Annotated in this window: 13 protein-coding genes and 1 tRNA gene; 3 read left to right on the top strand and 11 right to left on the bottom strand. The window is 69.6% G+C overall.

Features of this window, described 5'->3' with window-relative positions:
• Window positions 1-136 precede the first annotated feature (136 nt).
• Window positions 137-209: transfer RNA gene (locus ABZ434_RS00970), tRNA-Arg, on the top strand.
• A gap of 479 nt (window positions 210-688) precedes the next feature.
• Here ABZ434_RS00970 and ABZ434_RS00965 read toward each other — a convergent pair.
• The 7 genes from ABZ434_RS00965 to ABZ434_RS00935 all read right to left on the bottom strand — a co-directional run bounded on the left by ABZ434_RS00965 (window position 689) and on the right by ABZ434_RS00935 (window position 8,938).
• Window positions 689-1,222: a hypothetical protein gene (locus ABZ434_RS00965; protein WP_359131102.1), complete on the bottom strand. Its 534-nt coding sequence runs from the start codon at window positions 1,220-1,222 to the stop codon at window positions 689-691.
• Between the two features lie 94 nt (window positions 1,223-1,316).
• Window positions 1,317-3,122, bottom strand: coding sequence for a hypothetical protein (locus ABZ434_RS00960; protein ID WP_359131414.1), 1,806 nt, complete (start codon window positions 3,120-3,122; stop codon window positions 1,317-1,319).
• 179 nt (window positions 3,123-3,301) lie between these two features.
• A complete protein-coding gene (locus ABZ434_RS00955) occupies window positions 3,302-4,462 on the bottom strand; it encodes a 5'-methylthioadenosine/S-adenosylhomocysteine nucleosidase (protein WP_359131101.1) in 1,161 nt (386 codons plus the stop codon).
• Window positions 4,463-5,206 carry an NUDIX domain-containing protein gene (locus ABZ434_RS00950; RefSeq protein WP_359131100.1) on the bottom strand — a complete coding sequence of 248 codons (744 nt, stop codon included), beginning with the start codon at window positions 5,204-5,206 and terminating at the stop codon, window positions 4,463-4,465.
• A 1,287-nt stretch (window positions 5,207-6,493) separates the two neighbouring features.
• Window positions 6,494-6,643 carry a hypothetical protein gene (locus ABZ434_RS00945; protein WP_359131099.1) on the bottom strand — a complete coding sequence of 50 codons (150 nt, stop codon included), beginning with the start codon at window positions 6,641-6,643 and terminating at the stop codon, window positions 6,494-6,496.
• Window positions 6,612-8,636: a hypothetical protein gene (locus tag ABZ434_RS00940; protein WP_359131097.1), complete on the bottom strand. Its 2,025-nt coding sequence runs from the start codon at window positions 8,634-8,636 to the stop codon at window positions 6,612-6,614. The genes ABZ434_RS00945 and ABZ434_RS00940 overlap by 32 nt, the downstream gene beginning before the upstream one ends.
• 29 nt (window positions 8,637-8,665) lie before the next feature.
• Window positions 8,666-8,938 (bottom strand): hypothetical protein, encoded by a 273-nt coding sequence (locus ABZ434_RS00935; RefSeq protein WP_359131096.1) that lies wholly within the window; start codon window positions 8,936-8,938, stop codon window positions 8,666-8,668.
• Between the two features lie 1,047 nt (window positions 8,939-9,985).
• On the opposite strand from ABZ434_RS00935, the gene ABZ434_RS00930 reads away from it, so the two are divergent.
• Both ABZ434_RS00930 and ABZ434_RS00925 read left to right on the top strand, forming a co-directional pair.
• Window positions 9,986-11,047, top strand: coding sequence for a GDSL-type esterase/lipase family protein (locus ABZ434_RS00930; protein ID WP_359131095.1), 1,062 nt, complete (start codon window positions 9,986-9,988; stop codon window positions 11,045-11,047).
• Between the two features lie 333 nt (window positions 11,048-11,380).
• On the top strand, window positions 11,381-13,468 hold the full coding sequence (locus tag ABZ434_RS00925) for a restriction endonuclease (RefSeq protein ID WP_359131094.1): 2,088 nt from the start codon (window positions 11,381-11,383) through the stop codon (window positions 13,466-13,468).
• Window positions 13,469-13,545: 77 nt separating this feature from the next.
• Here the strand turns inward: ABZ434_RS00925 and ABZ434_RS00920 are convergent, their stop codons facing one another.
• The 4 genes from ABZ434_RS00920 to ABZ434_RS00905 all read right to left on the bottom strand — a co-directional run bounded on the left by ABZ434_RS00920 (window position 13,546) and on the right by ABZ434_RS00905 (window position 19,557).
• Entirely contained in the window at window positions 13,546-13,770 is a 225-nt protein-coding gene (locus tag ABZ434_RS00920; RefSeq protein WP_359131092.1) for a hypothetical protein, read from the bottom strand.
• 74 nt (window positions 13,771-13,844) lie between these two features.
• Window positions 13,845-14,711, bottom strand: a complete 867-nt coding sequence (locus ABZ434_RS00915; protein WP_359131090.1) for an adhesin — start codon at window positions 14,709-14,711, stop codon at window positions 13,845-13,847.
• Between the two features lie 147 nt (window positions 14,712-14,858).
• Window positions 14,859-16,685, bottom strand: coding sequence for an MFS transporter (locus ABZ434_RS00910; RefSeq protein WP_359131089.1), 1,827 nt, complete (start codon window positions 16,683-16,685; stop codon window positions 14,859-14,861).
• Between the two features lie 253 nt (window positions 16,686-16,938).
• Window positions 16,939-19,557 (bottom strand): serine hydrolase, encoded by a 2,619-nt coding sequence (locus ABZ434_RS00905; protein WP_359131412.1) that lies wholly within the window; start codon window positions 19,555-19,557, stop codon window positions 16,939-16,941.
• Window positions 19,558-19,703 lie beyond the last annotated feature (146 nt).

Raw genomic sequence — 19,703 nt, 5'->3', positions numbered from 1 at the left:
CGGCGCCCGCCGGCCCCGTCCACCCAAGAGGAAACTCTCCAGGTCAGAGGCCCTGCCCCGAACCCGGACAGCGCCCAGCACCAACGGGGGCGACCGCCGCAACCCCTATCCGCTAGGCTGTCAGCGATTAAGCCCCGCCTTCGTAGCTCAGGGGATAGAGCACCGCTCTCCTAAAGCGGGTGTCGCAGGTTCGAATCCTGCCGGGGGCACAACGCGTTGCCGCTCTGACCTGGGGTTTATCCCCCAGGGAGGGGCCTGCTCGGCCTCGGACTCCTCGTCCGGGGCCGTTTGCGTGAGCGGACGGGGCGCAGACGTGCCCTCACGCAGTTCCGCAGCGTCCCGGGGTTGGTCCCCAGATTGGTTGCGACCGACCTGATCGTCGCTTCGGGCCGCGACTCGTACCGCGCGACCGCGGCCGCCTCGAACTACGGCGGGTAGTACGGAGGGTGGGGCCGCTCGCCTGGGGATCCGTCTTGTGCAGCCCTGATCACAGCTGTTCGGGCGAGGCCTGGAGATCGGACGAAAGGCCGGCCGACAGGCATGGGCGTGAACGAGATCAGCTCGCTGGGCGGTCGGCAGCCAGTACGCTCATCACCCGCCCGCGCCGCCCGCGGCCGGTTCAGCGCCGTAGGGGCGGATACTCGGCCCCACCGGTCGGGACGGCACACGCGGCGCGCCCCTGGACGCACTACCGCTCCGCATATCGCAGGAACTGCCAGCCGAGTACGGCCAGGGCCACCGTCTGCGCGAGGGACACGATCATGAGGAGGGGCTGAACGGCCGGAGAACACCAGAACGCGGTGATGCAGATCATCGGCAGGGCCAGGAACGTGAACAGGTCCACCGCGGTCTGCAGTCGCTTGCGCATACTGCGGCTCGCATCGTCACGGTGGTAGATCTCCCAGCCGAACACCGCGCCGCGGGCGCCGCTGAGCTCGGCCAGCCGTGGTCCCAGCCGGTCACGGATGTAGCAGCCGACCGCCGAGATCTTCTCGTCGTTGACCAGGTAGGTCCAGCCCAGGACCAGGCAGATCACGGGCACGGCCAGCTGCAGTTGGGCCAGCCCGCTCTGGACGGCGATCGCCGTCACCGTGGTGGACGCCGCGAGCGTGAAATAGAGCAGGTTGTCACGGAAACCGATCCGGGTCTTCTGCTCCTCCTTGATGCGGTCATACTCGGTAAGCAGCAGTCTGCTCTCGGTGACGTCTTCTGTAGCGGCCATGGCCCTTCCTCAGTTCGTTTCCCGGCCGGGCTGACGAGTGGGCGGGCAGGGTTGCGGCGCTCCGGCACCCTGCCCACCCCGAAACCCGGAGGACTCAGGTGGCGGCGCGGAAGGACGGCAGGTTGTTGGGGTTGTTTCGCTCGATCCAACCCTTTCCGTCGGCCGCGATTCCTTCCAGGAGGCGGAATGTGTGAATGAAGCCAGCCGCGTTGAGGTCGATTTCGGCGATCTCCTGGGCGTTCTCACCCGGCGCCAGTTGATGGCTGTCGGCGTCCTTGACACGGATGTTCCTGGCCGGCCCGTTGGTCAGGACGAGTTCCAGGTCATAGCCGACATGGGTGCGTTCCGTGACTTGCACGGAGGACAGGGCATCGAAACGGTAGTTGCTCCGCTGCTCGTCCCCGCGTTTGGCGTCGGCGAAATCGAACTCCGTGCTGATTTCACGCACGCCATCCTGTGTGACCAGGAACAGACGGAAGCTGTAGCGCGAGTATCGCCAGGGCCCGGCCTTCACGCGTCCGCGCTTGTAGGGGCGTGCGGGTGTGACCAGGATGGTGTGGGTGATCAGGTCTCGCCACGTGAGCTGGTAGTGGCGGAGTGCTTCGTCGACGAAGAGCGTTTTGTCGCAGGTGAGCCAGGTCTCCATCTCCAGCTCGGTGGGTCGCGTGGTGTCCAGGAAGGACTTCCAGTTCTGGTACGCGGCCTGCCGCGCGGCCAGCCGCTCATGGTGGTCCCGGGTTTCCTCGGCCAGACGGCGTTCTTCGCTTCGCGCCTCCAGCCACAGGGCCGAAGACGCGCGGCCGGACCAGACCGCACCGGCCGCGGCCAGGACGGCCGCCGGCATCCGCGACGCGTCGTCACCTGAGGCCACCGTTCCGAGGAGGGCCATAGCGGCCATGCCGAGAACGATGAGGGCAACCACGCAGAGCGCCTGCGCCCCTACGGACGCCCGGCTCCGGTGGCGTTGATCGAACAGTGTGCCCTCGTTGTGGCGGTCTCGGGCTTCCTCGGCGAGAAAACGGATCAGCCAGTTGACCCGGTCCACGCTGATCCGGCTCTCACGGTAGAGAAATGCGATCTCGGCTACGAGGCCGTCCCGGATGTAAGCGGTATGGCCCATCCACTCGTGCGCACCGAGTCCGTGGGGCACGCGGGTAATGAAGTAGTGGTCGAACGAGTGGCGGACGCGACGGGTGAACCCGTCCCCGTCCGGGGCTGGATCTCCTGCGTACGGAAAGGGGGAGGCGGGGTTCCCGGCCTTGAGCTGATGTCGCTGGTACCACCATCGGCGGCCGAAGTGTGCCGCGGCGAGGCCCGCACCGAGCCCCACCAGCAGTTCGAGGACCGCCATCACCGGATCCGTGACCAGCGCCAGGATCCAGAGGAATACGGTGACGACGACGAACAGGCCGGCTCGGACGAAGAAGGCTCCGGTGCGAACGGAAGCGGTGCTCGGACGGGGCAGCAGGGCCCGCGGTCCGATGGGGTCGGGTTCGAAGTAGGCCCAGACCCGTTGGACCCGGTCATTGCCGTAGCGAGCCGCCTCGGCCTGCTCGCGGTTCTCGGCCCAGAGGCTGTCCTTCAGCGCTCCGGTGATGACGAGATCGAGGTGGCGGAGGATCGCGTTGCGCCGACGAGGCGGCAGCGCCCGCAACTTTTCCAGCACGGGTTGCTTCTCGCCATCCGTGGTGCTGAGCATCTCCAGCAGTTCGAAGGCGACGCGCAGAGCATCCTTCCATTCTCCCTCGGCGTAGCTCGGCACGAGCCCGAAGGCACGGTGCAGCCGCTGTACCTCTTCGGTGCTGAGGTCGTGATAGGCGCGCCCGCTGAGCATGGCGAGGACCCAGTGGAAGCGGACCTCCGCGTTGTCGTGCCCGTGGGCCATCGCGTCGCTGATCATGTCGCGAGCACGGCTGGCGATGCCGTCCTCCAGGGACCGCACACCGACCTTGTATTTCTCCTGCGGCGACGCATCCGGCTGGACGATGTAGACACTGGAGTTGTGTACGGTCTCTGCCTGGATTCCGACAGTCGAGTCGAATGCGGCCGAACTGTACGAGCCGCTGCTGCCCTCGTCCCTCACAATTCACCCGCCGCGACGACGAGGGGGGCCAGTCCGGCCACCAGTTCGGGGACCTCGGCGATCAGGCCACGTAACCTCTTGAGCGCCATGGTGGCCCTCTTGGACGATTCGGGGGTCGCCTCCTGGGCCGCCCCGTGGGCAGAGCCCAGATCGGCCAGCGCCTCCTGGTAGGTGTCGTCGTCCAGGGCGCCCGCGACGTGGTGACGCTTCAGTTGCTCACGGAAGCCGTCCAGTTCCGCGACCAGGTCTGCCGGGCCCATCACCTTGGCGTCCGCGTACACGTGGACGCTGCTCTCCTTGACCGAGCCGGCCATGATGCCAACGGTGCTGTTGTGGGCGGTGTTGCTGACGTACTTCTTGAACCCGTCGGCCGTAGGGACCCCGTCTATATGGGACATGGCGATCTGCTCCTGTTCTGCCACAAGTTCCGCGGCCAGCCGTGCGGCGAATGCCGCCGCGTTCGCCGCGGCCCGTGGTTGCCCGTCACGGTCCTTCGCGCTGGTCTTCGTGCCGTCCGCCCGGTCGCTGATTCCGCGGATGATGGCCACCGGAGCCCCGTTGAGATGACCGGCCTGTGCCACACCGGCGGCCTCCATCTCGATCGCGAGCGCGTCGTTGTAGTGCTGCCTGATCCACTGCGCCTCAGCCGAGATCCTTGAGTTCTGCACGACCTCGCCGGCGGCGATCGCACCGAAGCGAACCTGCGGCGCGCGCCCCCGAGCGGGCAGGTCGTCGGCCCAGTCGTTCACACGGGCGAGGTGCGAGCCCAGCTGGCTGATGCCGTGTTCCGCCTCCCACACCCGCGGGCGGGCCTTTAGTCCGTCGTCCTCGCTGGTCCCCCCGTGATAGGCGTACACGTGCGTCGCCATCACTACGTCGCCCAGCCGGGCGGTGTCCCACAGGGCGCCTGCGACACCGACGAACAGCACGGCCACCGGCGAGAACTCCTGTATCGCGCGCTCGGCGATCACCGCGGCGGAGTGGTTGCCCTTGTTCGTCAGACCGAGTGCGACGCGGCATGAAGTGCCCTGCACGGTTCCCACCTCGAACCGCGTCCCGCGCTCATGGCGGTGCACCTGCGGTCCGGCCAGTCTCCGGCGTACGGCTTGGTACTCGAGATTGAGGGCGGTGAGAATCACCACCAGGTCCCTCGACATCTATTCCCCTTCCCCTCTCGTGTCCTCGTCCGTCCTGGCCTGCACAGGTCGGATCAGTGGTGTGAGCAGAACCGTCTTCGGCCCCGCCCGGTAGAGCCGCGCGGGCCGGCCTCCGGTACTCCTGCGTTCCGAGTCGGTGGGAATGATGAACCCCTTGACGGCCTGTACCTTCCGGTAAAAGTTGCGGGTGTCGAGTTCGACGCCCCAGACCGCCTCGTACACCTGCTGCAACTCGACGATGGTGAAGAGTTCTCCGCAGAACGCCGTGGCCAGCGCCGAAAATTCGATCTTGGTACGGGCACGTTCGATCCCGTCGGTCACGATCCGGCGGTGATCGAAGGCCAGCTCCACCTCGCCGGACAGAACCGCTTCCGCCGGAACCCAAGCAGCAGCCACGGCGTCCGTTCCCGCGACCGGTTCGGGAAGTCCCGGCGCGATCGCCAAGTGGGCCACGGACACGACTCGCCCCCGTGGATCACGGCCCGCTTCGCCGTAGGTGGCCAACTGTTCGAGATGCACCCACCCGGCGACCAGAGCGGTTTCCTCTCTCAACTCACGGTGGGCGGCGTCCAGGATCTCCTCACCGGCGTGATTGAGGAACCCACCGGGCAGGGCCGCCATGCCCTTGAACGGATCTTCGCCTCGCTCGACGAGCAGGACGCACAGCCGCCCCTCCAGCAGCGTCAGGATGACGAGATCGACTGTCAGCAACACGGCAGTCGGTGACCATTCCTCAACTTCCATGACACTGACCATACTTGGGTTTCTGTCACTTTAACAAGAACCAGGCCGCGGAGATCGCTGCCGCTGCGCGCCGGAGACAGTCACGGCTGCCAACTCGCCCTTATGGAGGGCAGACCGGGTGGCAGCGCATTCACTTCCCGACCAACTGACGTCTGCGGCCCACCCGATGCCCGCCTCGGCAACACGCTTCACGGCACGCCGCTCGCCGGTCACCGCCGGACCCCACCGGACCCTGCCGTGTGCCGCGCGGGGCGGGGTCGGACACGACGATCAAGGAGGGCGACTCGCCACCGCCATCGCCATCGCCATAGCCATAGCCATCAAGGGAGCGGCGCACATAGTCCTCCAGTTCCCGTCCGACCCACAGCCGGCTGTCGGCCCGGTGGTCCCACAGGAAGATGCCCGGACGCTAGGGCGTGACCACGAAGGCGAACTGGTCGCCCCCATCGCTGTCACCGCAGCACAGCAGCGGGTCGAAGGGGATGTACATATTTCGCTGTCGCCCCGCCGGACCGGCTCGCACTCGAAGGCAGCGACGATCGGACTCGGTGTGCGGGAAATCGCCAGCAATCGCCACCCCGAACTACCCGTCACGCCATTACGGGGCGGTATACCTTGCAGAGAGTTTGATGTCTCTCTCCCCCGCACGCCCGCCTGACCACGGCGGGTCCCAACCCCGTTGGGGACATTGAGAGATGGGAGATCAGACGAGATGGAGCGATCGACAGCCCGGGGGCGCTGCCGCAGAAGAAGCCCCGTGTCCGAGTGGGTGCAACTGGCGGCACTGGTTCTCTCGGCGGTCACTGCCATCGCAGGGTGCGTCGAGCACTTTGTGTAAGGGGGCGAAGGTGGTCCGGACGGCTGGTTGGGTGGCGAGCGAGCCCGGCCGCAATCTACTCGGCCGGACTCGCCCATAGCCCCGCATGCGGGCCTGGCTTCGGGGTGCATCCCGGGGCCAGGCCTTATGCATGGCCGGGAACCTCTCGGTTCCAGGACGAGGAAAGCGCAAATCAACCGGTGCTTCAAGGTTCACGCCCGACACCAAGATCAAGAACTTGGCGAAAACCCGTGGCTGACCGTGGCGCTGAGGGGTGGCGCGATGCAGGTCACCGTAGATCAAAAACGAAGGCCCTGGTCAGCGCGTTGCAAGGGGTGGCGAATCCTGGCGAATGGCGACCTGGCCCCTCAACGGCCCCGAACCGTGCCTCCCGCCGGGCGGCTTGGCGGCCGCCGCAACGGCGCTCCTGGCCTCACCGCCCGGTCAACGCCCCTTGTTCCTAGGATGGTTCAATTGCCGGATCCTTCGGGGAGCAGGCTGGTGCACGTGTCCGACGTGGTGGTGATCGAGGAGTGACCGAGCACCTGCCTGGTGTCGTAGGTGATCGCATGGGCGCCTGCGGCGGCTTCACCGCCCCAGGCGCTCCTGCAAGCGGGCATGGCGAAACTCGTACACCGGGCCGACCGCGCGCAGGAGGTTGCGGCGGTGAGCGTCCTCCAGGAAGGCCATCAGGCGTACGGGCGAGCCTTCCGTGAACGAGAGTTGTACGGCGGCCAGGGCCGTGGCGATGGCCAGGTTGCGGAGGAGACAGGGGACAAAGATGATCCAGGAGCCGGCGGCGAGGCCGACCACAGCGCCGTATCCCCACCCGTAAGTGCGGGCTGTGATCGGGATGTACCACAGCATGAACCCGGCTCCCGCCGTCAGGCCGAGGACCAAGCGCAGTCCGATGTGATGTCGCCACACCTCACGCGGGCCGATCGACCGGGTGTCCGCCACACGAGGCCGGTCACTCTTCCTGAGTGGGGCGAACGACGGGCCCGATCCGAGGCCAAGGAACGTGCCCTGGACAATCCCGAACCCGCTGCCACTCACCATCGTCGCAGCGAAGCCCCAGACGAAGGCCAGTATGCCGCAGAGCCAGAAGGGGATCGGGTCTTCTTGGAGCCGGTAGCCATACCAGAGCCCGCAGGCCGAGACAGCCCAGATCAGAAGGCCCACCCCGAGGGAGAACCGTGTGAAGACGTCACGCCATCCCGCGCTCGGCAGTGGCTGACGCTCGCTGAACTGCACGTGCAGTCGACCGGCCACGTACGCGCCACCGATCGCTGCGAAAAGTCCGAGCAGGGTGGCGCGTACGGGCCCCCAGCCATACGACCCCGCCAGGCCGGAGAGCGCACCAAACGTCGGGCCGACGAGGGCTGCCAGGAATACCGCACGGGGTCGCGGTGCCACCCAGGTGGGGATGTGCCACCACCGCAGCTCACGGGTGCCCTCCTCGTTGAGCCGGGCAGCCAGGTGGCGAAGTGTGCGCTCGGCCGTCTCGGGCGAGTGGCGCGGGCGGCGGTGGGGATACGCGGCCCGCGGGGTGTAAGCCGCGGTCACCACGTGGTCGAGCAGGTGATTCTCGATGTCGAGCGGGCGGGGGAAGCGGGCTGTGTCGAGCAGTTCGTCGACCGGGTCGTCGTCCCCGTAGACGTCGTGAACCAGCGAGATCCACAGCGGCCTGCGCAGCGCCTGGGCGACGACACTGCCCGGCTCGTCCAAGAGCCGACGGGTGAGCGCCTGCCAAGCGGGCGGGGGCTGTGCGGGGACTGCACGGAGCAGGTAGGCGGCTGCCTCCCGCGGGGCCACCTCTGGCAGCTCCACGGCGAGAGCGCCGGAGAGCCGGGCCTTCTTGGAGGTCAGCTGGGCTTCTCCTTTCCGGGACAACAGCACCAGTCGACAGGGCAGGGACTCCAGGGCGCTGACCATGGCGGCCCGAAGCCGACCGGTCACCTCGTCGAGCCCGTCCAGGAAAAGCGCTATCCGGCCGGCCTCCAGCAGTTCGCAGGCGAGTTCACGCCCCTTGCGGCCATGGAACAACGTGTATGCGTGAGAGATTCGGCCGGCTGCCCACTCCACCGCGCGCTCCCTGGGGTCCCAGCCGTCAAGCGACAGCAGCAGCGGTACGGGGATGTGCTCCCGGACGTCCAGGTGGCTCGCGCGGTACTTCAGTGCCTCAAGGAGCAGCAGTACTGCGGCGGCCGTCTTGCCGGCCGCGGGAGCGCCGATGAGTAGCAGACGGCCCGAGGCCAGTCCGCCGTACACCTCGTGCAGCCGGTTCAGGTCGCCGCCGTCCCGCAGGCTCTGGCGCGTGATCGGCTTCAGGCCGGGCAATGGCGCGAACCGGGCGCGTGTCCCTTCAGCGGTCGCGCCGGCCACCGGGCCCGCCACGTTGCGCCCGGCCACCTGCCAGCGCACCGGCAACGGAGCCGGCGACAGCAGCCGCCGGTACCCGGCCTCATCATTCCAATAGCCGTGAACGACCCGCGCCAGTTCGTCTGCCGCCGCGTCGAACCGTGACAGGGGCCTGGTGTGGTGATGGATGCTGAGAGGGCTGTGATCGCCCGTGGTGAAGGCGGTCAGCCCGTTGAAAACGTTGCCGAACAACCCCCCGGGGCGCTCGGGTCCCGGGCCACTCATCCCTCGCGCCCGAAGCGGACTTCCTGGGGGCTGTGGTCACCGGTGGTGAAGGCGGTAGGTCCGTTGAAGGTGTTGCCGGACAGCACACCGCCGGAGGAGCCGCGCGAGTCGCCGAAGTCCCGCGCCAGTGACTGCAGTCCGGCCATGAGGCGCTCGCTCTGCTCCGGCTGCTGCCGCATGCTCTCCAGCAGCAGGGCGAACTGCTCCTCCCACAGGCGCGCGTGATCGTCTCGGACGCGCTCCCGCTCTCCGTCGTCAGCGTCCCGCAAGTCAGCGGCCGTCCGGTCCAACTGGTCGAGGGCGTCGCTCTCCCGACGGGGATCGCCCCTCCCGATCAGCCGCGCACACCGAGTCCGGAACCCCGCCCACAGATCCGATCCCGCCGCTTGCACCACGGCCCCGCCTCCGGCCGCCGCTACTGCCATCGCCGCTTCCGTTAACACGGTCACTCGCCTCCCGTCGTCAGGTGACCCCGCACGCGAACCGCACGGTCTTACCCCCGGACAGCCAGGAACCACCCCGTTAGCGGTCCGCAGCGCCCGATCGAGTGAGTCCAGAGTATGTTCCATGGGCAGTAACTTCCATGGTATGGAGGTCAATTGGGCCTTTCAGTGCGGCGCCCCCTTGCCTCGGATCCACCGCAGCCTGCCGCAGGACAACACCGTGCAGAGACAGTTCGGGACGTGCCGTACAACATCTGCGGCGAGCGCCGCCCGGCACACCACCTCCGCCCGAAGCCGCCTCCCGGCAAGCCCCCACCCCCCTCCTCCGGTGTACAGCCATGTTCTCCACCCCGCGACGAGAACCTACGGACGGAGACGTGTTCACCGGCGCCCTCAAGGTGGCGGCCCCTTCCCGGTGGAGACCGCCCTCAGCCAGATCTGACCCACGCGCCGCTCGACAGGCGGCAGCGCGTGAGCGATGCGTGAGCGATCGGTCCGTCGCGGGCGGCTTGAGCCGGATCACGGGGCTCGCCGCGCGATCCCTACCAGGACACCGGCACCGCAGGTCACGCCGGCGACAGGCTTGACCAGGCATTGCCCCTGAAGCGCGGGCTCCCGCCGGAGACACCCCACCAAGGGCCATTTCGGAGGCTTGCCCCTCTCCGGCCGGCCCTTTCGCATCGGCGTTCTCCGACGCACGCCCGAGCGCCGATCCGCAGCGGCCCGGGACCATGAGCCGCACCCGCACCCCGCACCCCTTATTGACGTGTCACAGCCAATCGTGGGTTGATGGTGGCGCGCAGCGTGGGAGCGCTCCCACGCTGCGTATGAATCCGCACTCCCGCTTCCGGCCCCTTTCGGGAAGGACACCCCGTGCGCAGCAGACGTCACCCCCTCCACGCCGCATTCCTGGCCGCCCTGTTCGTTCTAGCCGCCGGCCTGGGCCTGGTCGGAGCACCGCCCACCGCCGCCGCGGCCACGGCCGCGGCCCCGGTACGGATCATGCCGCTCGGTGACTCCATCACCGGGTCTCCGGGCTGCTGGCGCTCCATGCTCTGGGACCAACTGCAGAAGGCCGGTTACGCCGACATCGACTTCGTCGGCACACTGAACGCCCAGAGTTGCGCCCTCACGCACGACGCCGACAACGAGGGCCATGGGGGCTTCCTGGCCACCACCACCGCCGACCAGAACCTGCTGCCCGGATGGCTGGCGACGACCGCGCCGGACATCGTGGTGATGCACTTCGGAACGAACGATGTGTGGAGCAGCATCGCGCCCGACACCATTCTTGCCGCGTACACCAAGCTGGTCGGCCAGATGCGGGCCGCCAACCCTGCGATGAAGGTGCTGGTCGCCCAGCTCATACCGATCAATCCGAGCAGCTGCGCCGAGTGCGCCGCTCGTACGGTCGCCTTCAACGCGCGCATTCCGGCCTGGGCCGCGGGCATCACCACCGCGCAGTCGCCGGTCACCGTCGTCGACCAGTGGACGGGCTTCGACACGGCCACCGACACCTACGACGGCGTCCACCCCAACGCTGCCGGTGACGCCAAGATGGCGGCCCGCTGGTTCCCGGCACTGTCGGCCCTGCTCACCCCGGGAGTCCCCGAGGAGCCCGGTGAGCCCGGGAACGGAGGGTGTTCGGCGGTCTTCCGGGCGGTGTCCGCGTGGCAGGGCGGGTACCAGGGCGAGGTGACGGTCACCAACACCTCTGCGACGGCGGCTACTTCGGCCTGGGCAGTCACCCTCCAGCTCCCGGCGGGCAACCGGCTCACCCAGGTCTGGAACGGCGCGCTGACCGGGGCGACCGTGCGCGACGCCGGGTGGAACGGCACGCTGGCGGCGGGGGCGAGCACCACGTTCGGCTTTCTCGCGAGCACGTCGGACGCGGCGGGCGCGCCCTCGCCGACGGCCTCGTGCACGGCCTCCTGACCTCCTGAAGGATGTGGTCGGCTGCGGCCGCACGTCAGGTGCTCCTGCCGCCCGATCGGGCGGCAGGAGCGCCCCCGGGTGTGCAGGACGTGCACGGCGCCAGGAGGTACGGAGGGGCAAGCCCTTCCGGGCCCGGGGCGCCTCCCGACCGGCGGACAGCCCGGCCCTCCCTCGGCACGCGGCCCGCCGCCTCAACCGCGGAGTGGCTGCTATCTGCGGCAAGAGCATGGGCGCAACGAGGGTTGCGCACTAAAGTCGCCTCATCACTGATGGTTACGGGGCCAGTTCCCGGCGGGCGAATGCCGGGACGCTGGTGGGGAGGGCCTGTAGAGCATGAGCCGTCGCTCCAATGGGTTGGTCGGTGTCTGGGCGGAAGCGCAGCGCCAACAGCAGCGTCAGCATGAGGCGCAAGCCAGATACGTAAAGGATCAGGAAAGGCAACAACGCGCCTACCAGCGTGAGCTCGCACGCAGCCATCGCGAGCAGAAGGCGGCCTACCGGGAGCAGCGTGAGGCCGAGGCCCGGCGGCGTACGGCGGATCTGGACGCGCAAGTGGCGGCGCTGCAGAGGTTGTTGACGGCAGGGTGTCGTGCACCCGCGTTCAGGGCCTCGGCCCTGACCCGCGTGGAGCAGGTCGAACCCTTCTCACCGGGGCAACTCGCGCAACCCGTGCGGATGCCGGATCAGAACGATCCCCGGTACCAGCCGCAGGGCGGTGGCTGGACCGCCGCCAGGCGGGCTCAGGCGCAGGCGGAGGCCCGGGCCGGGTTCGAGCGTGACTGGCAGGCCGCGGAGGTGCAGCGGCAGCGCCAGTTGGCCACGTACCGGCTCCAGTACCAGCAGTGGGCCGACAACCAGCTGGGCGAGATCCGCCGGCACAACGCAGGCATCGCGGAGATGGCCGCCGGGCTGCGCAACGGCGACCCCGAGACCGCCGTGGAGTACTTCTCCGCCGCCCTCTACGCCTCGACGAGTTGGCCGGAGGGCCTGCCCCGCCAGGTGTCAGCGGCCTACGACTCCGGTGCCCGCCAGTTGGTACTGAACTGGGAACTGCCCCGGTACGACGTCGTCCCCGAGGCGAAGTCGGTGCGCTACATGATCAATGCCGATCAGGAGAAGGAGTCGCCCCGGCCGGTGACACAGCGCCGCGCCCTGTACCGGGACGTGCTCGCTCAGTGCCTTCTGCTGGTTCTCCGTGATCTCTTCGCGGCGGATGAATTCGGGGCGCTGGAATCGGTCGCGCTGAACGGGTTCGTGGACGATCACGACCCGGTGACCGGCAGACGTGCGCCCATGTTCCTCGGCACGGTCATGGCCCCGCGTTCGGCTTTCGCCGCGCTCCACCTGGAGCAGGTGAACGCCGTCGACTGCCTGGTGGAGGGGCTCCGGGGGCAGCTCTCGTCGCGACCCGATCAGTACGCGGCCGTGCGGCCCGCGCGGGTGCCCGAAGACGTCGGCAACGGTGTCGTCACCCACGGCGGCGACGAGGACCCGGATCTGTACGAGATGGATCCCCTCGCCTTCGAAGCCCTGGTCGCCGAACTGTTCCGGGCCATGGGCATGCAGGCCGTGACCACGCAGCGCTCGAACGACGGGGGCGTGGACGTCGACGCACTGGACCCGGCCCCGATTCGCGGCGGCAAGATCGTCGTACAGGTGAAGCGGTACCGCAACACCGTGCCTCCGACGGCTGTACGCGATCTGTACGGCACCGTCCAGGACGCCGGAGCCAACAAGGGTGTACTCGTCACGACGTCCGGGTTCGGACCCGGCTCGCACACCTTCGCCAACGGCAAGCCCCTGGAGCTGGTGGCAGGATCCGAACTGGTCGATCTGCTGCACCGCCACGGACTGCGCGGGCGCCTGGGCACCGGCGAACGTCCGGTGCCCGCCCAGCGGACAGCGCCGGACGAGGAGACCGGTACGGGTGCGGACGACCACAACGTGCTGGGCATGTACTGGTCGGGCAGTACCGCCCTGGATGTGTGCGCGCTGGTGTGCCAGGGCAGCCGGGTGCTGGACGACGACCACTTCGTCTTCTTCAACAACCCCCGGACGCCCGACGGCGTGGTCCGGTCGCTCACGCCTGTCGCGCCGGACAGGGCCGCCATCCAGGTCTCCTTCGACGCCCTGCCGGCGCGCGCCGACCGCCTCGTCGTCATTGCGGCTGTCGACCCCGTCACCCATCCCACGGCCGACCTGTCCGGCTTCACCGACGCCGGCATCCGGCTGCTGGACTCCGAGTGGACTCCGCTCGACCAGTTGGAGGTCTCCGACGGCCGTCCCGGCGAAACCGCGCTCGTGCTGGGGTCCTTCCGGCGCCGCGCGAACGGCGACTGGGAGTTCGTCACCGGAGGCAAGGGATACCGGGGCGGTCTGGAGGAACTGATCCGGGAGTACGGCATCGACGTCGTGGAGTAGCGCCACGGCCCGCCCGGCCGGGAGGGTGAGGGTGCCGCCGTCGGATGGGCGGCGGTCCCTGGACAGCTCCGGCCCGGTCAACGCCCCTTGTTCCTCGGATGGTTGCGAGCCATCCGCTCGTTGCCGAACTTGTACGCGCCCGTCCAGCGGGCCATCACGGCCTGCGCGTCGCCGGACTCCGCCTCGGCCACGAACTTGGCCGCCCGGTCGCCGCGCAGCGTCGTGGCCTTGCGGTCCCGGTGGGTGATGACGACGGTGCCGTCGGCGTGGGACTCGTAGCTGAAACCGGAGGGTGCCGGCATGGTCGGGCCTGCCTTCTTTCGTTGCTGTGCGTGCTGTTCCGGGCGGATCGGCCCGGCTCCGCGGACGGGCCGCCTCACCGGCACGACGCCTTCAGCTGCGCCGAAGCGTGGTGCGCGCCCACCAGTTGCGTGCTGCCCCAGTCCCGGCCCCGGTCGATCAGCTGGACGGCGAAGGTGTCGCCCTTGACCGGGTAGCTGTTCACGTCGACCGCGCTGCCCCGGTGCACGGTCTGGCGTACGGCGAATCCCGTGTACGCCGAGTCCGCGTCCTCTGGGTCGGAGAGCACCCGGTACACGGTGGGGTCCCCGGCGACGTCCCGGTCCCGGTCCGAGCGGGGGACGAAGACGGTCAGCGCGCACTCCTGGAACCCCGGCCCCAGGTGCCAGGACCAGGTGGCGGTGCTGTCCCCGTCCTCGTCCGGGCTGCCGGACATCGGGACGGCGCTGAACCGGCCGTCGCACGAGCTGCCGTGGAAGCCGCCGGAGGCGACGGTGTACCAGCCGGCGTCGCCGTTCTCGAAGCGCCCGTCCTCGCGGTACTCCCCCGTCGAGCAGCCGGGGCCGGCCCACGCCGTGTAGCGGTAACCGGGCGGACCGGACGGGGCGGGAGGCGTGGCCGGCGAGGAGGACGCGGCGGAAGGGGAGGCGCCGGTATCCGGGCCGGGGGCCGAGGGGCTGATCCGGGTGGGGGCGCCGCCGGCCCGGTCTCCGGCCCCGGTGCCCGCGCGGCCGACCGCCCCGGTGCGGGTCTCGCCGCCCGCCGACGCGAGGAACGACACCGCCGTCACCAGGGCGCCGGTCAGCACCACCACTCCCGCCGCCAGCCAGGCCTTACGGCTCCCCGGCAGGGTGGATATCCGGCCCGCGAGCGTCTCCCTCGCGATCCACGCGCCGTCACCGCCGCCCGCACGCGTCACGGAGTCGCAGTCGGGACAGCTCATACCGGGCAGCGCCCCACGTCGCTCGCCACCGCACTGTTGGCACCTCATGGCTGCACACCATGCCAGTGCCGCGTCCCCGCAGGGAGGGAACGTACGGAATTGGTCCGGCCGGTCCCCGCACCGCCGCGCGGGGTCCGGCGGCGGGCGTCAGCGCAGTTCGTCGGGGCACGGAGTCCCCGGCGGCAGTTGGTAGGGGGCACCCAGCCGGTAGACGCCGGGGCGCGGGGCGAGCAGTTCCGTCCACTCGTCGCCGTACTCGTCCTCGTCCATCCTGATCAGGCAGCCCTTCGTGTTGACGAAGGACTTCGGGGTGTCCTTGTCCGCACGCTGCTTGGACGCCTCGGTCTCCTGCGGCCGCTCCAGGCTCTTGCCGTTCTCGTCGACGACGGCGAGCCAGGGCGAGTACGGGATACGGATCAGTACCCGGCCCGCCTCCTTCACATGGATGGTCAGCTCCTCGGCGCCGGCCTTGTCCACCGTCGCCGGCGGATCCGCCATCGGCACAGGGCTGTCGACCGCGAAGAGCCGCCAGTTCTCGTCGGACCAGATCGCCTTGAGGTACGGCAGCCCCTTGTCGACCAGCTCCGTCTCCTGGGCGGCCCCGCTGGAGTCCGGCTCGCCCTTCGGCAGCACCACGTAGTGGACAGCCCAGCGGTCGAGCCACTGGCGGTAGTTCACGGGGTTCAGGGTGTCGTCGTAGAAGAGCGGGTTGCGCTCCATGTCGGCCTGCCGGTTCCAGCCGCGGGCCAGGTTGACGTGCTGCAGCATCGCCGCCGCCTCCCGGTGGCTGCTCGGGGGGACCACCTCGACCCGGCCCCGGTCCGCACCGACCTGCTGGAGCTGATCGACCAGCGGCGCCAGCGCCCGTGCCCAGGACGCGGTGGGCGCGGTCCGGACGATGTCGTCGACGCCCTTGAAACCGATCCAGAAGTTCAGTCCGGCGAACGCGATGACCAGTGCGTACCACTTGCGGGAGCGGGGCACGGTGTACGGCAGCGCGGCGAGGAGCACCACCCCGCCGAACAGCATCGCCATCCGTGAGACGTTCGAGCCGATCTGCGAGTCGATCACGTACGTCAGCAGCGTCCCGATGCCGTACACGGCGGCCGCGGTGCGCACCGTCCTCCAGTCGCCCGGCACCAGGAAGAAGACGAGGCCTGCGAAGAGGAACGGCAACGACAGTGTCGCGACGGACATCGGCTGCGTGCCGGAGAACGGGAACAGCCACGCGGACAGTGCCACCACCACGACCGGCGCCAGCCCCAGGGCGTACGCGCCGGGGCGCCGCTTGTTCAGGAACAGGGCGGCCGCGATCACGCCGAGGAAGAGCCCGGCCACGGGGCTGCCCGCCGTCGCGAGCGCGGCGAGGGGTGCCGCGACGCCTGCCTTCGCCCAGCGCTTGTACCGCCAGCGGTACGGCCAGCAGAACACCGCCGCCGTCGCGCCGATCGCGAACATCATGCCGAGCCCGAACGTCACCCGGCCCGACAGCGCGTTGCACAGATACGCGAAGACACCGGCCATCGAGCAGGCCAGCGGATTGCGCACCGCCTTCACCCGGTACAGGATCAGCGCGGTCAGCCCGGACGAGACGGTCCCGACGATCATCATCGTCGTGCGGACTCCGAGCAGGGACATCAGATACGGCGAGACGACGCTGTACGAGACGGGGTGCATGCCCCCGTACCAGGCCAGGTTGTACGCCGTCCCGGGATGCCGGCCGACGAACTCGGCCCAGGCGTCCTGGGCCGCGATGTCGCCGCCGCTGTTGGCGAAGAAGAGGAACCAGAGCATGTGGGCGACCGCTGCGACCGCGGTCGTCAGCAGGACCGGATGCCTCAGGCAGCGCTCCTTGAAACCGTCGAACCGACCGGTGAACCGACGGGTCCCGTCCGGTCCGTCCGCCCCGCCCGTGCTCCCTGCGGAGCTTGCGGAAGCCGTGCTGCTCGCCCGTGTCGGCTCGGCAGTGGTCACTGCGACTCTCCCCGTCCCTCCCCGGACGCGTTGGAACCGCCGGCTTGCCTGCTCGGGTCTCATGGGCGGAAAGACGCGTTCCAGGGTCCACGCGTTGCCCCCGGGACGCTAACACGCACATTCTCGTCGCCGCCCGGATAAAGGCCCGTGAAGGCCCGTGAGGTGCCTCGCACTCCGGGGCCGGGATGCGGACGCCCCGCGGGAACCGGATCCCGCGGGGCGTCGTCGGCGCCGGGCCGGCGCGAGGGCGGAGTCAGCTGATCCGGGTCAGCTTCTGACCGAAGCCGGGATCCTTCAGGTCCTCCTGGAGGGCGACCGGCGTGCTGACCTTGCCGGGGCCCGTCCCCACGGTCACGACGCCGACCTTCGTGCCGGCCGTCATGCTGCGCGAGATCTCCTTGCCGTTGCCCTTCACGGAGAGCTCGATCCTGAGCCCCGCCCAGCCCTTCGCCTTGAGGTCACCGGTCGCGACCAGCGGGGTGCGGCCGCCGAACCCGTCGTCGACGTACCCGACGACGTCGCCCTTCTTGACGACCGTGGCGGACGTCACGGCCTTCTGCGCGTCCCTGATCAGCTTGAGGCTGTTGTTCAGCGACATCACCAGGCTGTCGTACGGCTGGCCCGTGCCCGCCTGCTGCCCCATGACCGCGCCGTAGATCCAGAGCTTCTTGCCGTCCACGACCGTGTTGGCGGACCAGACCAGGTTGCCGCCGGCCGGCGTGGAGGAGCCGGTCTTGATGCCGCTGACACCCGGCTCCAGCAGGATCGTGTTGTTGTTGTAGATCGTCGTGTCGATGCCGTCGATCTTGATCTGCGGAGTGTCGACGATCTCCCGGAAGATCTCGTTCTGCATCACTGCCTTGGCCAGCTTCAGCTGGTCGGCGGCGGTGGAGACCGTCGTCTTCTTCAGACCGCTCGGGTCCGTGTACGTGGTGCCGTCCATGCCGAGGTCCTTGGCCGCGGCGTTCATCTTCGCGATGAACTCGGCCTCGGAGGAGTCCCAGCGGGCGAAGAGGCGTGCGGCGTTGTTCCCCGACGGGATCATCAGGAGCTGCAGCAGCTGCTTCTCGGTGAACTGCTGCCCCTTGCTGATCGGGGCGGTGGACTCGTCACCCAGCTTGGACTCGTCCTCCGCCTGCTGGTCGACGGTGATCTTCTCGCCCTGCTGCTTGCCGGTGAGCGGGTGTTCCTTGAGCACCACGTACGCCGTCATGATCTTGGCGACGCTGGCGATGGGCGCCGGCTTCTGCGCCCCTGCCGAACCGAGCGAGCCGACGCCGTCCACGGTGACCGCCGACTGCCCCTGCTCCGGCCAGGTGAGCTTCAGGTCGCCGCCCTTGAACGTGTACGCGGACTCCGCCGTCATCGTCAGCGCGGGCGCGGGCAGCGGGCGAACCATCTGCACGACTGCAAAGACGATCAGCAGCAGGAGGACCAGCGGGGTCCAGATCTTGACCCGGCGCACGGCGGTGCGGACCGGGGTCTCCGGCGGCGGCGGGGTGTTCGTGAGCTCCGCCAGGAGGTCGAGCGGCGGCCGGGGCGGCATGGGCTGCTGCCGGGTCCGCTCGGCGCCGCTGAGCGAGGCGGCGGGCGGCTGCTGACCGGCACCGGAGGGCGCAGGTGCGGGGGCGGGCGCCTCCGGGGTGCGCGGTGCCGGGGCGGGCCGTACGTCGTCCGCGCGCAGCGGTACGAACTTGCTGGTCCGCTCGGCAGGGGTCTCCGGCCGGGACCCGGTCTCCGGCTTCCGCACAGCCGGGGGCGGGGTGATCTTCAGCGCGGTCGTCGGCTGGTCGACGCGGGGCAGTTTCGGCGCCTTGAAGACGGCCGTCGCCTGATCGATTCCGCGCACGTCCCCAGCGGGCTGCGCCTCGTCGCCGGACTCCTCACGGGTCCTGGGGACGCGCGCCTCGGAAGCGCTGTCCGGGACGTCGCGGTCGGAGGCGGCGTCGGAGGCGGCGTCGGAGGCGGCGGCGGCGTCATCGGGGGCCTCGTCGCCGTCGGGCGCCACGTCGCCGTCGGAAGCGCTCGGCGTCCCGTCGTCGGGCGCCGCGCCTTCATCGGTCGATGCCACAGGCCCCTCGGGGCCGGCGGGCTCCGAAGCGGCAGCGTCGTCGGCGTCCGAAGCGGCCTCGACATCGGCGGCGGGCGCGTCACTCTTCGCGTCGTCCCCCTTCGCGTCGTCGCCCTTGGACACCCAGGCGGCGACGGCGGCACGCAGTCGCGCGTCGCCCTCCTCGGGACCGGCGGCCTCCGTCGGCTCCTCGACCGGCTCGCCCTTCACAGGCTCCGCGGACTCCTCGGGCACCGCGGACTCCGTGGACTCCTCGGACTCAACGGACCCAACGGACTCCTCGGACTCAACGGACTCAACGGCATCCGAAGGCTCGGCGGCATCCGAGGGCTCCGCGGACTTCACGGCCTCGACCGTCTCCGCAGCCTTCTCGGGCCCGTCGGGCCCCTCCACGGCGTCCGTACCGGCCTCGGGGGCCTCTGCCGGGCTCTCAGCGCCTTCTGCGGCCTCCGTGGCCCCTTCGGCGCCCACAGCGGCCCCGGGCTCCCGCGCGGTCGTCCCGTCCGGTTCCACGGCGGCGTCCGCATCGGGCTCGTCGGCCCCGGCGCCGGCTTCCACGTCAGCGACGCCGGCATCGGCGTCGGTGCCCGTCGCCGCCTCGTCCGCGGCCCCGCCCTCGGCGTCCTCCGCCTCCGGGGCGGACCGCCGGGTGCTGAAAACGGCCGTCGCCGTGTCCGTACCGCTTCCGGACTTCTCCGGAGAGGCGGGTTCGCGGAACACGGCAAGGCGCGGATCGGCCTCGCTCCGAGTCGTTCCCGACGACTTCTGCTGCTCCGACTTGTCGGGGGACTCGCCCGCCACCGATGCCTCCTCCATGCGGCGCGGGGACATCCCCGCGCTGTCCGAACCATCTACCAGTGTCCCGTGTGAACCCTTGGCCGGGCTGCTAGACGAGAACGACATACCTACTGGTTCCCGTATAAAGCACCCAGGCGCTCTCGACAGAC

The sequence above is a fragment of the Streptomyces sp. NPDC005761 genome (genome assembly GCF_040630635.1).
GTDB lineage: Bacteria > Actinomycetota > Actinomycetes > Streptomycetales > Streptomycetaceae > Streptomyces.
Note: the sequence above shows the minus strand (reverse complement) of the source record. Positions and strands in the feature narration are given on the sequence as shown.